15 protein-coding genes are annotated in these 11,785 nt (G+C 62.1%); 9 read left to right on the top strand and 6 right to left on the bottom strand.

Translation table 11 applies throughout. The features are described from left to right. Positions 1 to 212 precede the first annotated feature (212 nt). The 3 genes from BWR18_RS05505 to BWR18_RS05495 form a co-directional block, all read right to left on the bottom strand. Positions 213 to 698 (bottom strand): (2Fe-2S)-binding protein, encoded by a 486-nt coding sequence (locus BWR18_RS05505; protein ID WP_076627065.1) that lies wholly within the window; start codon positions 696 to 698, stop codon positions 213 to 215. Between the two features lie 108 nt (positions 699 to 806). After that, complete coding sequence (locus BWR18_RS05500; RefSeq protein ID WP_076627064.1) at positions 807 to 1,799, bottom strand: molybdopterin-binding protein; 993 nt, start codon at positions 1,797 to 1,799, stop codon at positions 807 to 809. Beyond that, the gene (locus BWR18_RS05495) at positions 1,796 to 2,764 is read right to left on the bottom strand and encodes an XdhC family protein (RefSeq protein ID WP_076630145.1); all 969 of its coding nucleotides are present in this window, start codon (positions 2,762 to 2,764) and stop codon (positions 1,796 to 1,798) included. The genes BWR18_RS05500 and BWR18_RS05495 overlap by 4 nt, the downstream gene beginning before the upstream one ends. 162 nt (positions 2,765 to 2,926) lie before the next feature. Between BWR18_RS05495 and BWR18_RS05490 the strand changes: the two genes are divergently transcribed. Genes BWR18_RS05490 through grxD form a run of 3 tightly spaced genes read left to right on the top strand, consistent with a single transcriptional unit; the run spans position 2,927 to position 3,838 of the window. After that, entirely contained in the window at positions 2,927 to 3,166 is a 240-nt protein-coding gene (locus BWR18_RS05490) for a BolA/IbaG family iron-sulfur metabolism protein (protein WP_076630144.1), read from the top strand. After that, positions 3,166 to 3,474: a hypothetical protein gene (locus BWR18_RS05485; protein ID WP_076627063.1), complete on the top strand. Its 309-nt coding sequence runs from the start codon at positions 3,166 to 3,168 to the stop codon at positions 3,472 to 3,474. Before BWR18_RS05490 ends, BWR18_RS05485 begins: the two co-directional genes overlap by 1 nt. A gap of 1 nt (position 3,475) precedes the next feature. After that, positions 3,476 to 3,838, top strand: coding sequence for a Grx4 family monothiol glutaredoxin (gene grxD, locus BWR18_RS05480; protein WP_076627062.1), 363 nt, complete (start codon positions 3,476 to 3,478; stop codon positions 3,836 to 3,838). A 96-nt stretch (positions 3,839 to 3,934) separates the two neighbouring features. Here grxD and BWR18_RS05475 read toward each other — a convergent pair whose 3' ends face one another. Beyond that, entirely contained in the window at positions 3,935 to 4,339 is a 405-nt protein-coding gene (locus tag BWR18_RS05475) for a cell division protein ZapA (protein WP_076627061.1), read from the bottom strand. After that, complete coding sequence (locus tag BWR18_RS05470) at positions 4,332 to 4,823, bottom strand: hypothetical protein (RefSeq protein WP_076627060.1); 492 nt, start codon at positions 4,821 to 4,823, stop codon at positions 4,332 to 4,334. Before BWR18_RS05470 ends, BWR18_RS05475 begins: the two co-directional genes overlap by 8 nt. Before the next feature lie 277 nt (positions 4,824 to 5,100). Here BWR18_RS05470 and tkt point away from each other — a divergent pair, with 277 nt between their 5' ends. Further along, positions 5,101 to 7,116 carry a transketolase gene (gene tkt / locus BWR18_RS05465; RefSeq protein ID WP_076630143.1) on the top strand — a complete coding sequence of 672 codons (2,016 nt, stop codon included), beginning with the start codon at positions 5,101 to 5,103 and terminating at the stop codon, positions 7,114 to 7,116. A gap of 407 nt (positions 7,117 to 7,523) precedes the next feature. Here the strand turns inward: tkt and BWR18_RS05455 are convergent, their stop codons facing one another. Next, positions 7,524 to 8,498 (bottom strand): DUF808 domain-containing protein, encoded by a 975-nt coding sequence (locus BWR18_RS05455; RefSeq protein WP_076627058.1) that lies wholly within the window; start codon positions 8,496 to 8,498, stop codon positions 7,524 to 7,526. 205 nt (positions 8,499 to 8,703) lie between these two features. Between BWR18_RS05455 and gap (BWR18_RS05450) the strand changes: the two genes are divergently transcribed. From gap (BWR18_RS05450) to BWR18_RS22020, 5 genes are all read left to right on the top strand, one after another. Further along, positions 8,704 to 9,705: a type I glyceraldehyde-3-phosphate dehydrogenase gene (gene gap / locus BWR18_RS05450; protein WP_076627057.1), complete on the top strand. Its 1,002-nt coding sequence runs from the start codon at positions 8,704 to 8,706 to the stop codon at positions 9,703 to 9,705. A 72-nt stretch (positions 9,706 to 9,777) separates the two neighbouring features. Continuing rightward, positions 9,778 to 9,921: a hypothetical protein gene (locus BWR18_RS21870; protein ID WP_172839358.1), complete on the top strand. Its 144-nt coding sequence runs from the start codon at positions 9,778 to 9,780 to the stop codon at positions 9,919 to 9,921. A gap of 143 nt (positions 9,922 to 10,064) precedes the next feature. Continuing rightward, positions 10,065 to 11,069: a type I glyceraldehyde-3-phosphate dehydrogenase gene (gene gap, locus BWR18_RS05445; RefSeq protein WP_076630142.1), complete on the top strand. Its 1,005-nt coding sequence runs from the start codon at positions 10,065 to 10,067 to the stop codon at positions 11,067 to 11,069. Between the two features lie 128 nt (positions 11,070 to 11,197). Beyond that, positions 11,198 to 11,491 (top strand): hypothetical protein, encoded by a 294-nt coding sequence (locus BWR18_RS22025; RefSeq protein ID WP_254684936.1) that lies wholly within the window; start codon positions 11,198 to 11,200, stop codon positions 11,489 to 11,491. Next, positions 11,492 to 11,779 (top strand): hypothetical protein, encoded by a 288-nt coding sequence (locus tag BWR18_RS22020; RefSeq protein ID WP_254684935.1) that lies wholly within the window; start codon positions 11,492 to 11,494, stop codon positions 11,777 to 11,779. It abuts the gene before it with no gap. Positions 11,780 to 11,785: the final 6 nt, after the last annotated feature.

Genomic DNA, 11,785 nt, shown 5'->3' with positions numbered 1-11,785 from the left:
TTGAATCTTTGTTCAAACTCCGACGCTTCTGAAAATACTGAGCCATCAAAATCATCAGAAAGACAATTGTAACTGGGGCCATACCCCATAGTTGCCGCTGATGGGCTGGTGGATCGACACGATCCACAACCAACTGGTTCCATGCAAAACTGATCGCAAAGTATGCGACTATGACAATCAGAATTTTCAGGCCGCGCCGCAATGCTCCCCGCCTATTCCGCAGCGATGGCCGTTACGTCCTGGCCGGATGCGGCCATGATCGCCTTGACGATGTTGTGGTAGCCGGTGCAGCGGCAGATGTTGCCTTCGAGGTATTCCCGCACCTCAGCCTCGGATGGCTTGGGGTTTTCTTTCAAAAGCGCCGCCGCCGACATCACCATACCAGGCGTGCAAAAACCGCATTGCAAGCCATGGTGATCCTGAAACGCCTGCTGGATGACATTGAGCGACCCGTCTGCATTTGCTTGTCCTTCGATGGTCGCCACGTCGGCGCCGTCAGCCTCCATCGCCAGCATCGTGCAGGACTTCACCGCTTGCCCGTCCACATGCACCACGCAGGCCCCGCATTGCGAAGTATCGCAGCCCACATGGGTTCCTGTCAGCATCAGCTGGTCCCGCAGGAAGGACGACAGCAACGTGCGCCCCTCTACCTCGCCAGACGCAGCCTTTCCGTTCACGGTCATCGAGACCTGTGCCATGGCATCCTCCCTTTTGGCATTGTTGTTTGCCGAGAGTTAAGCATGGGCATTCGCACTTGAGAACAGAAAACTTCGCTGTTTATGCCAAGTGCTAAATGTTGCAGCGCCTTAGCTGTCTCGTGGGCGGGGCCGCGTCGGGATCTCCTTGAGCAGCCCACCGACCCCCATCCGTGAGATGTCAGATTGGGCCAGCGTCACCCCGCAGATCAGCCGCTCCAGCACCCAATCCGCACCGTTGAGCGCGGGCGAGCGGGCGCAGCCCGGCAGGCCGATCACGGGCTTGTCGCCGAGTGCACCAAAAAACAGCAAGTTGCCCGGATCGACGGGAAGGCCATAGGCGGTGACGGTGCCGCCCGCATCGCGCACCGCGCTGGGGGCTACGTCATGGGTGTCAGAGGTAGCAGAGGCGGTGAGGATGAATACGACCTCGCCCGGTGCATCGGCGACGGCCTGCGCCAGTGGCGTGTCGCGATGCGGCACCACCACGCGGGGCGACAGCGCGATGTCCAGCCGGTCGAGACGTCCAGTGAGCGCGGCGCGGCCTTTGGTGCCGGGTTCGGCGTTGCCCACCTGCGTCTCGATGAGGGTGGCCGTGCTATAGCACGGTGCCAGCACGCGGATTGCGTGCGCCGCATTTGCAGTTGCTGCCTGAAGCGCGGTGTCGGGCACCGCATAGGCGATGATCTTGATCGTGGCAATCATCGTGCCCTCATCCACGCGGTGAAACGGAGGCACCGTGGCGATGGTGATCATCGGATCAACACTGTTGATCGCTGTGATCCGGTCGGCATCAAGGGCCACAACGCCGGGACCGGTGGCATAGAGGTTCACCCGCCCGGCACCTGCTGCACTGATCCGCAGCCCCTGCCCTGCCGGATCAGGCACCACAGCCGCGGCAAGCGTCTGGGCGGCGCTGTTTTCCTCGACATCATCGGGATCAAGTGCCGCGACAGTCAGCATATCGTGCCCGGATGCTTGCAGGTCCGCGACATGTTCAGGCGTGAGAACCGTGCCCTTGGGTACGCGACCGCTGCTGCCTGCGAGCGAGTGGGCGAGGATCGTACCCGCTGCATCTGCTGCGGGGCGTGGGCCGAACTTCATGCGCCTTGCCTGAGCGTCGCGACCATTTGCGCGAGGATCGACACAGCGATCTCGGGCGGGCTGGCCGCGCCGATGTCGAGGCCGATGGGCCCTTTGATCCGGGCGATCTGCTCGGGGCTGAACCCGGCCTCTTCCAGCCTTACGACCCGTTTGGCGTGGGTGCGGGTGGAGCCGAGCGCACCGATGTAGAACGCCTCAGAGCTCAGCGCGATGTGCAGGGCCGGGTCGTCCAGCTTGGGGTCGTGGGTCAGCAGGACCAGCGCGGTGCGGGCGTCCACGCCAACCTCCGCCAGCGCCTCGTCCGGCCAGTCGTTGATCACCCGTTCGCCGGGAAAGCGGGCTTCGGAGCCGAACGCCTCGCGCGGGTCGATGATGTAGGGGTCGTAGCCTGCGAGTTTTGCCATGGGTACTAGGGCTTGGGCGATGTGGACGCCGCCCACGATCGCAAGGCGCAGGGGCGGGTTGTGTATGGCGACGAAGGTCTTGCCATCCTCTTCCATTCCCGTGCGATCCTTGGCAAAGCGGGCCGTGTGGCCGTCATGGTCCAGCCGCCGGTCCCAGGTTTCGGTGTCCACGACATAGGCCGCCTGCTTGCGCCCTGCGCGCGCCTGTACCAACGCTTCAAGCGTGGCTTGGGGCATGGACGCACCTACGGGTTCCACGAGGATCTTGATCGTCCCGCCACAGGCAAGGCCGACGGCAAAGGCATCACCATCGCTAACACCATATTCCAGCATGCGCGGCGCGCCGTCCTCCAGCGCCTCTATCGCCTCGACCACGACGGCGCCCTCTACACAGCCGCCCGAGACAGAGCCCATCATGTCGCCTGTCCCCGACACCACCATCTGGGCGCCTGCGCGACGTGGTGCGCTGCCCCAGGTTTCGATCACGGTGGCGAGGGCCGCACCCTTGCCTTGCTTGACCCACTCGAGGGCCTGTTCCGGCGCAGTTTCAACCGACGGCATGTGCGCTTCCATTTCTGCTGATCTCATCCCGCGCAAATCGTAGGCGCGGGGGCCACGGGAAGACAACCCCGCCTTAAGCACAGGTCACTGCGCGTGCTTATGCTTGCGCCCCCCCCGCCTGCGGCCTACATCATGGGACAAGACCTGCCGGAGACACCATTCATGCCGATGCAAGCGCACGAGATCGAAGACCTGATCCGCGAGACCTTTCCCGATGCCAAGATCACAATCACCGATCTGGCTGGTGACGGGAACCACTATTCGGCGGAGGTGATCGACGCCTCCTTTGCCGGGATGAACCGGGTGCAACAGCACCGGGCGGTGACCAAGGCGCTGAAGGGCAAGATGGATGGCAGCCACGGTGAGTTGCATGCGCTGGCCCTGACGACCAAGGCGCCCTGATGGGACTGTTCGGCCTGATCCGGAGCGCATTTGCGCGTAAGGCGCGGCGTCCGCTTGCGGCGCGCCGTCCGGATCGGGAGGATATGGGCCAGACCAGCCACGTGCCGCTGGGCATGGAGGCCACCGACATGGCCGTGATCGACAAGGTCAACCGGCGCAACGATGCGTTGGAACGCGTGACCCTCGTTCGGACCCGAGGGTCCGCAAATACCTTTGCCGGGCGTGCCAGCACCCATGTGGACGCGATGCCCGAAGACGAAACCTATGCCGCGCGGTTCCACCGCGCCTTCCATAAGAAAGGCAAATGACATGACCGACGCTGCAAGCCGGATCTCCGACACCAACAAGAGCAACGACGTTGTGCTGTATATGAAAGGCACCAAATCCATGCCCCAGTGCGGCTTTTCCAGCCGGGTGGCAGGTGTGCTCAACTACATGGGTGTCGATTTCGCCGATGTGAACGTGCTGGCCGACGAAGAACTTCGGCAGGGCATCAAGGAGTTTTCCGACTGGCCCACCATTCCGCAGCTTTACGTCAAGGGCGAGTTTGTGGGGGGCTGCGACATCATCACCGAGATGACGCTGTCGGGCGAGTTGGACACGCTGTTCGACGAGAATGGCGTGACCTACGACAAGGATGCCGCCGAAAAGATTCGCGAAGCGAACGGGTGATCCCGCCGGGCGCAGGGCCGCTGTCGCCTTGCAGAGAATGAAACAAGCCGCGTCCCTTAAGGGCGCGGCTTTCATCTTGGTGGCGTTTGGTTCGGATTAGTTCGGGCCTTGTGCGGTCTTTTCTTCGACCTCCGCCGCAAGTGCCTCTGCCCGTGCGGCGAGTTCCGCGAGCGTTTCGGTGACGGCCTCGGGCACCACGGGCACCTCGATCCGTTCGGGCTCCGGCGCGCCCATAGTGCGCAACCCTTCCAGTTCAGCCTCGCGCTCGGCCAGGGTCGCCTCGACCTCGGCCACGCGGTCCTCGACACTCGCTGTCTTGTCCGCCAGCATCAGCCCCGCCATCAGAAGCATCCGCGCTTCGGGCATACGGCCCGCCTGATCGGCGAGGACCTGCGCCTCGTCATCGAGCATCTTGGCGGCAGCCTGCAGATAGCTTTCCTCGCCTTCCTGACAGGCCACCTGAAACGGGCGGCCGCCGATGGAAATGGTCACCTCAGGCATCGGCGTCCTCCTCTTCCGGGGCTTCAAGCTGATCGAGCAGGGGCGTGAGCGCGGCAATGATGCTGCTCGCCTCGGCCACATCTGCAGCGCGGGCAGCGCGCAGGCCCTCAAGCTCGGCCATCATGGACTTGTTGATCAGGTGCGGCTCGCCCACCCCTTCCTCGTTCGCGGTGCGCAGCGCGGCGTTGGATATGCGCAACTGGTCATTGGCCTTGCGCAGGCGTTGCAGCTCAAGGTCCAGCTCTTCGACCCGGGCGCGGGCGGCGTCAGCGGCTGCATTCGCCTCTGCTTTGGCGCTCTCCTGCCGTTCGGACAACCGACGCACCCGTTCCGTCAACTGGGCGTTGGCGACCTTTTCATCATCAAGGGCCGCCTGAAGCGCCGCCGTGTCGGTGGCCCCGGCCACATCCAAACCGCCAAGACCCGTCGCGATCCGGTCCATCGCAGCGGTGAGCCGCTGTTGCAATCCGTCAATGTCACTCATGTGCGGTGCCTGTCCCCTTTTTCTTTTGGCGCGCCAGCGCTTTCCCATCCACAAATCGGGAGGATCGAATCGATTTCCCGTTTGGTCACATTCAAGTCTAGCCAAAGCCGTTCTGAAATGCGCCCCCCTTTGCGATCAACCACTTGGCGGGCGGCATTGAAGTCGCGCATCACCGCCGAACCAAATGCGCGCCTTTTTGCCGGTCCGGATCACCTTGATCTTTGGCCTTTGCCTGATATGCAGCCCCAAACCCATATTCCAAAGGACGATCATGCCCCTGGACCTCACTGCCCTTCGCACCGCCCATCCCGACCACTGGTCCAAGGCCACTGCCATCCGCGCCCTGACGCTTGACGCCGTCGCCGCCGCCAAGTCCGGCCACTCCGGCATGCCCATGGGGATGGCAGACGTGGCAACGGTTCTGTTTGAGAAGCACCTGAAATTTGACGCCAAGGCCCCCGACTGGCCAGACCGCGACCGGTTCATCCTGTCGGCTGGTCACGGCTCCATGCTGCTCTACTCCCTGCTACATCTGACGGGGTACGAGGACATGACGCTGGAGCAGGTCAAGAACTTCCGCCAATGGGGCTCGATCACAGCGGGCCACCCCGAATATGGCCATGCCAAGGGGATCGAGACCACAACCGGCCCGTTGGGTCAGGGCATTTCAAACGCCGTGGGTTTTGCCATGGCCGAGGAAATACTGCGCGCGCAATACGGCAAGAAGATCGTCGACCACCACACGTATGTCATCGCCGGTGACGGCTGCCTTATGGAAGGTGTCAGCCAGGAGGCGATCACGCTGGCCGGGCGCCATCAGCTGTCAAAGCTGATCGTGTTCTGGGACAACAACGACATCACCATCGACGGCCCCGTCACCCTTGCCGACGCCACCGACCAGCCGCAGCGCTTCAAATCCGCAGGCTGGGCCGTGATCGAGATTGACGGCCATGACCCCGACGCCATTGATGCCGCCATCACCAAGGCGAAGAGCCAGGGCAAGCCCACGATGATTGCTTGCAAGACGCACATCGCTCTGGGTCACGCGGCGCAGGATACATCCAAGGGCCACGGCGCGCTGACCGACGCGGACCAGATGGCCGAAGCCAAGGCTGGCTATGGCTGGACCACCGGTCCGTTCGATGTGCCAGCGGACATCAAGGCCGCGTGGGAGGCCATCGGCGCCCGTGGCGCAGGCGATCGCAAAGCGTGGGAAGAGCGGTTCGCGTCGATCTCGGGCAACAAGCAGGCGCTGTTCAACCGGACCCTCGCCCGAGAGGTGCCCAAGAAGCTGTCGGCGACCGTCAAGGCGTTCAAGAAGCAGATGTCCGAAAGCGCGCCCAAACTGGCGACACGCGCGGCATCGGAAAAGACGCTGGAAATCATCAATCCGATCATGCCCGAAACCGTGGGCGGATCGGCGGACCTCACCGGGTCCAACAACACCAAGACAACCGATCTGGGCGTGTTTGACACTAACAATCGTGGTGGGCGCTACATCTACTGGGGCATCCGCGAGCATGGAATGGCGGCGGCCATGAACGGGATGGCGCTGCATGGCGGTCTTCGCCCGTATGGTGGCACGTTCATGTGCTTCACCGACTATGCCCGCCCTGCCATGCGTCTGGCCGCGTTGATGAAGATCCCGACTGTGTTCGTGATGACCCATGACAGCATCGGCCTGGGCGAAGACGGCCCAACCCACCAGCCGGTCGAGCATCTGGCGATCAGCCGGGCCACACCCAACACTTACGTGTTCCGCCCGGCAGATGCCGTGGAAACGGCGGAAAGCTGGGAACTGGCGCTGTCGTCGACCCAGACTCCATCGGTGCTGTCGCTGACCCGCCAGGGCCTGCCCACGGTCCGGACAGACCACAAGTTGAAGAACATGACAGCCCAGGGCGCCTATGTGCTGGCCGAGGCCGAGGGTAAGCGGCAGGTGATCCTGATCGCCTCAGGTTCGGAAGTGTCCGTTGCTCTGGAAGCACGCGACACGTTGCAAGAGGCCGGGATCGGAACGCGCGTCGTCTCCATGCCCTGCATGGAGCTGTTCGCAGAGCAGGACGAAAGCTATCGCCGCAAGATTTTGCCGGCGGGTGCCGCCCGCATCGGGATCGAGGCCGCCATGCGCCAGGGCTGGGACCGCTGGCTGCTGGGCGAGCGTGGCAAAGCAAGCAAAGCTGATTTCGTCGGCATGGACGACTTCGGCGCATCCGCTCCGGCAAATGTATTGTTCGAAAAGTTCGGCATCACGGCTGAGGCTGTTATAGAAAGGGCGAAGGCGCTTATCTAGTTGAAGGACAGGAAGTGTATGGACGTTTGACATACCTGCCCCTTTAACCAGTGTCTTTCTGGCGAAGCGTCACTGAACTCGTGCGGGTTCAGTGATCTATTTGGGGCCATATGTGCTTGGCATAGTGATCTTATCCACTGTTTTGGCCGCTGTTGCTGCGGTCGTGGCCTTGCTGTGGGGCAGTGGCCCCTGGATTGCCTTGCTCATTTATTCCATTGGCGGCGCGACCACGGTGTGCGTCCTAGCATTCGTGGTTGCAAGGAGATCCAAGGTGGAGGCACGCCATTCTCTCTGTGACGACCCAGACACGATTTCCCCGGACGCGTCCCAGAGCAAGACAAGCGTGTCAAAAGCACAAGCCGACTAGCCGGGCGAACTTTGCGCGCTTACACTCGGCCCGTTTTTGCTCAGGTCCGTGACACATTCGATGAGACCGCCCGCCATACGGGCGTGATCATTTTTTCACCGACAGGGATAAGGGCAAAGCCGATCGCCAGCCCCAACACGCCGTCAACAGCTGCCTTGGTCAACCATGATGCAAAACCTGCCGCGCCCTCGAATAGCGCGCCTACGGACTTGCCAAGGGCATAGATCGCCTCTTCGGGTGTGTGCCAGCCCAATTCGGCCAGACCATGGACAATGATCGACCCGCCGACCCAAAGCATGGCCGCCGTGCCCACGATGGTCAGCAGCTTCATGAAGCCCGGCATGACCTTGACGATGCCGCGTCCCAGCGCGCGGGTCAGACCCAGCCGACCACGATCCGCAAGCGCCAGGCCCACATCGTCCGCCTTTACGATCAGGGCGACGGACCCATAGACGGCAACCGTGATCATGACGGCAACCGCCGCCAGCGTCGCCGCCTCCATCCAGAAATTGCTTTCGGGGATGGCCGCCAGCGAGATGGTCATGATTTCAGCGGACAGGATAAAGTCGGTTTTGATCGCGCCTCGGGCTTTTTGCTCTTCCAGATGCGCGGGGTCCTCTACCTCTTTGTCCTTGCCGTCATAGTCCTCGTGCCCGTGTCCCCACCCTAGGGCATGGGCCACCTTTTCGGCCCCTTCGAAACACAGATACGCGCCGCCCAGCATCAGGAGCGGCGGAATGGCCCACGGCGCGAAATTCGCCAGCAAGAGGCCGATGGGCAACAGGAACACCAGCTTGTTCTTGAGCGACCCCTTGGTGATCCGCCAGATGATCGGCAGTTCGCGGTCTGCCGAGAACCCGGCGACATATTTTGGCGTCACAGCGGCGTCGTCGATCACGGCCCCCGCGGCTTTGGACCCGGCTTTGGCCGCCTGCCCGATCACGTCATCGACCGATGCGGCCGCCACTTTGGCGATTCCCGCCACGTCATCCAAAAGCGCCAGAAGTCCGCTCATTCCGCCCGTTCCTTCATCCTGTCGTTACGTTAGCGCATAACACAGCCCGTTCGTTCCGCATACTGTTAGCGCGAACTGCATACGATGGAACACGTTTATCGCTAACACTCTGATTTTCTGATGATTTCCCCCTTCTCACGCTGCAGTGCGGCGGCTATCTAGCTGGCAACAGTTTAACTGCCCCAGCGGAAGGACAACCGGGACCATGACCATCAAAGTCGGAATTAACGGGTTTGGACGCATCGGGCGTTGCACGCTCAGCCACATTGCTACATCGCTCCGCAACGACATCGACGTCGTCGCAGTGAACGCCACCGGCCCGCTTGAGACAGCGGCGCACCTGATCAAATATGACAGCATTCACGGCCGCTTCCCGAACGAGGTGAAGCTCACCAATGATACCATGGACCTGGGTCGCGGGCCGATCCGCATGATGTCGACCTACAACATGAACGAACTGGACTGGACCGGCGTTGACGTGGTGCTGGAGTGCACCGGCAAGTTCAACGACGGTGAAAAGGCGAAGGTCCACTTTGACCGTGGCGCCAAGAAGGTGCTGTTGTCGGCCCCCGGCAAGAACGTGGACAAGACAGTCGTCTTTGGTGTGAACGACGAAAAGCTGGCCGCCAATGACCGCATGATCTCGAACGGATCGTGCACGACGAACTGCCTTGCACCACTGGCGAAGGTGCTAGACCGCGCCGTCGGCATCGAACGCGGCGTGATGACCACGATCCACAGCTACACGGGCGACCAGCCGACGCTGGACCGCCGCCATAAAGACCTTTATCGCGCGCGCTCTGCGGCCATGGCGATGATCCCGACCTCGACCGGGGCGGCCAAGGCGCTGGGTGAGGTGCTGCCGAACCTCGCAGGAAAACTGGACGGCACCGCGATGCGCGTGCCCACCCCCAACGTGAGCGCCGTTGACCTGACCTTCGAAGCCACCCGCGACGTGACCGCCGAAGAGGTGAACGCCGCCGTAGCCGAAGCCGCCGCAGGACCAATGGGCCGCGTGCTGGCCTATGATGACGAACAGAAGGTCAGCATTGACTTCAACCACACCGAACATTCGTCGATCTTTGCCCCCGACCAGACAAAAGTGGTGGGCAATAGGCTGGTGCGTGTGCTGGCCTGGTACGACAATGAATGGGCGTTCTCGGTCCGCATGGCCGACGTGGCCGTCGCCATGGGCCGCCTGAACTGACCCACGCCAAAACTTGCAAGCGTCGGGCGGGGCTGTCACAACGGCCCTGCCCGTTTCTTATGTGACGCCCGAATGACCAACAGCATCGCCCTTGTTCTTGCCCTGCTGATCCTTGGCGCCATCGCGGCAGATGTCATGCTTTATGGCACCGAACACCTTATTTTCCTCGGCAAGAAATTCGCCGAATTGCTGGAATGGATCGCCTTCTGGCGCTGATCCCTGGCCGACATGCCACGCACTCGTGACCGGCATTCCCGGTTGACAACAGCGCTGCTTTGCATTTGTTAGCGGTAACGGCGCAACCCCGTCACGCGGGGCCGCGTTCAGACAGTATTCTGACACCAGACATGGGGGACACCATGGCCATCAAAGTAGCAATCAACGGCTTCGGGCGCATCGGGCGCAACGTGCTGCGCGCGATCGTGGAAAGCGGTCGGACAGATATCGAGGTGGTCGCGATCAACGACCTCGGCCCCGTCGAGACGAACGCCCACCTGCTGCAATATGACAGCGTGCATGGCCGTTTCCCAGCCAAGGTGACGGTCGCAGGCGACAGCATCGACGTGGGCCAAGGTCCCATCAAGGTCACGGCCGAGCGGAACCCAGCGGACTTGCCCTGGGGCCATGTGGACATCGTGATGGAATGCACCGGCATCTTCACCTCGAAAGAGGCGTGCCAGGCGCATCTTGAAAACGGATCGAGCCGCGTTCTGATCTCCGCCCCCGGCAAGGATGCGGACAAGACGATCGTTTATGGCGTGAACCACGACGCGCTGACCGGCGATGATGTCATCGTCTCCAACGCCTCCTGTACCACCAACTGCCTGACGCCGGTGGCCAAGGTCCTGCACGACCAGTTCGGGATCAAGCGCGGGTTCATGACGACCGTGCACAGCTATACCGGCGACCAGCCGACACTGGATACGATGCACAAGGATCTTTATCGCGCCCGCGCGGCGGCGATGAGCATGATCCCCACCTCCACCGGTGCAGCCAAGGCCGTGGGTCTGGTGATGCCCGACCTCAACGGCAAGCTTGACGGTGTGGCGATCCGGGTGCCCACGCCGAACGTGTCCTGCGTCGACCTGACCGTCGAGGTGAACGGCGAGGTGACGGCCGATCAGATCAACGCCGCAATGACCGAGGCCGCTGCGGCTGGCCCGCTCAAGGGCGTGCTGGGCGTGACGGACGCCAAACTGGTGTCCATGGACTTCAACCACGACCCGCATTCGTCGATCTTTGCGACCGATCAGACCAAGGTGATGGACGGCAACATGGTGCGCATCCTGTCCTGGTATGACAACGAATGGGGCTTTTCGAACAGGATGGCCGACACAGCGGTCGAGATGGGCAAGTATCTCTAAGAACCTGACATCTCGGCTGTTTTACACGTCGAAAGGGCGTCCGGTCGGGCGCCCTTTATCATTTCCACTGCTCCAATAGCCTTCTACGACCTTTGTAAAAGTGACGCGCGTCGCCGGAACCGTTATGTTTGGCACAGGCGGAGGCGACAAACGTGCAAAGACTGACCCTGACACTGTCCATCATCGCGCTGGCAAGCGCGGCGCTGGCAGAAGACCTGCCGGTTACGGTAGAAGATGAACTGGGCATTCTGAACCCGCAGGACACGGGGCGCGAAATGCTAACCCGCAAGATTGAAATGGGGGTGATCGACTCCGTCACCTGCTCGCTCGGCATTAACGTCACCAAAAACGACAATCCCGAACTGTCGCGAAAGCTGACCCGCCGCTGCGCGGAGGCCGGCTACACCAAGGCGATGACCTAGATGAGCCAACTGGAGAACAACGGCCTGGGCGGGGAATACAACCCAGACGCCTCTGCCGAATGGGACCGCCGCGCGGCCGAGGCCGGTGATCCTGTGGGCCGCTTCAACCATGGTCTGAACCTGATGCGTGGACACGGTATCGGCCAGGACGAAGAGCTGGGCCGCAAGTTCGTGGATCAGGCGGCCAAGGACGGGCTTGAGATCGCCAAACGCCTACAGGGCGCGGATTACGATCTGGACGAGGTCACGCCCGATGCTGACAACTGGCGATACCAGCCATTGTTCTAGCGTTTT

The organism is Tateyamaria omphalii (genome assembly GCF_001969365.1).
Taxonomy (GTDB): domain Bacteria; phylum Pseudomonadota; class Alphaproteobacteria; order Rhodobacterales; family Rhodobacteraceae; genus Tateyamaria; species Tateyamaria omphalii_A.
This window is presented reverse-complemented; position numbering and strand designations above follow the sequence as displayed.

Coding starts and splice junctions, on each gene's coding strand:
- BWR18_RS05505 (WP_076627065.1), bottom strand. CDS start 698: ATGGCACAGGTCTCGATGACCGTGAACGGAAAGGCTGCGTCTGGCGAG.
- BWR18_RS21870 (WP_172839358.1), top strand. CDS start 9,778: ATGACCAACAGCATCGCCCTTGTTCTTGCCCTGCTGATCCTTGGCGCC.
- BWR18_RS22020 (WP_254684935.1), top strand. CDS start 11,492: ATGAGCCAACTGGAGAACAACGGCCTGGGCGGGGAATACAACCCAGAC.
- BWR18_RS05500 (WP_076627064.1), bottom strand. CDS start 1,799: ATGAAGTTCGGCCCACGCCCCGCAGCAGATGCAGCGGGTACGATCCTC.
- BWR18_RS05490 (WP_076630144.1), top strand. CDS start 2,927: ATGCCGATGCAAGCGCACGAGATCGAAGACCTGATCCGCGAGACCTTT.
- BWR18_RS05475 (WP_076627061.1), bottom strand. CDS start 4,339: ATGCCTGAGGTGACCATTTCCATCGGCGGCCGCCCGTTTCAGGTGGCC.
- gap (WP_076630142.1), top strand. CDS start 10,065: ATGGCCATCAAAGTAGCAATCAACGGCTTCGGGCGCATCGGGCGCAAC.
- grxD (WP_076627062.1), top strand. CDS start 3,476: ATGACCGACGCTGCAAGCCGGATCTCCGACACCAACAAGAGCAACGAC.
- BWR18_RS05455 (WP_076627058.1), bottom strand. CDS start 8,498: ATGAGCGGACTTCTGGCGCTTTTGGATGACGTGGCGGGAATCGCCAAA.
- gap (WP_076627057.1), top strand. CDS start 8,704: ATGACCATCAAAGTCGGAATTAACGGGTTTGGACGCATCGGGCGTTGC.
- BWR18_RS05495 (WP_076630145.1), bottom strand. CDS start 2,764: ATGCCGTCGGTTGAAACTGCGCCGGAACAGGCCCTCGAGTGGGTCAAG.
- BWR18_RS05470 (WP_076627060.1), bottom strand. CDS start 4,823: ATGAGTGACATTGACGGATTGCAACAGCGGCTCACCGCTGCGATGGAC.
- BWR18_RS05485 (WP_076627063.1), top strand. CDS start 3,166: ATGGGACTGTTCGGCCTGATCCGGAGCGCATTTGCGCGTAAGGCGCGG.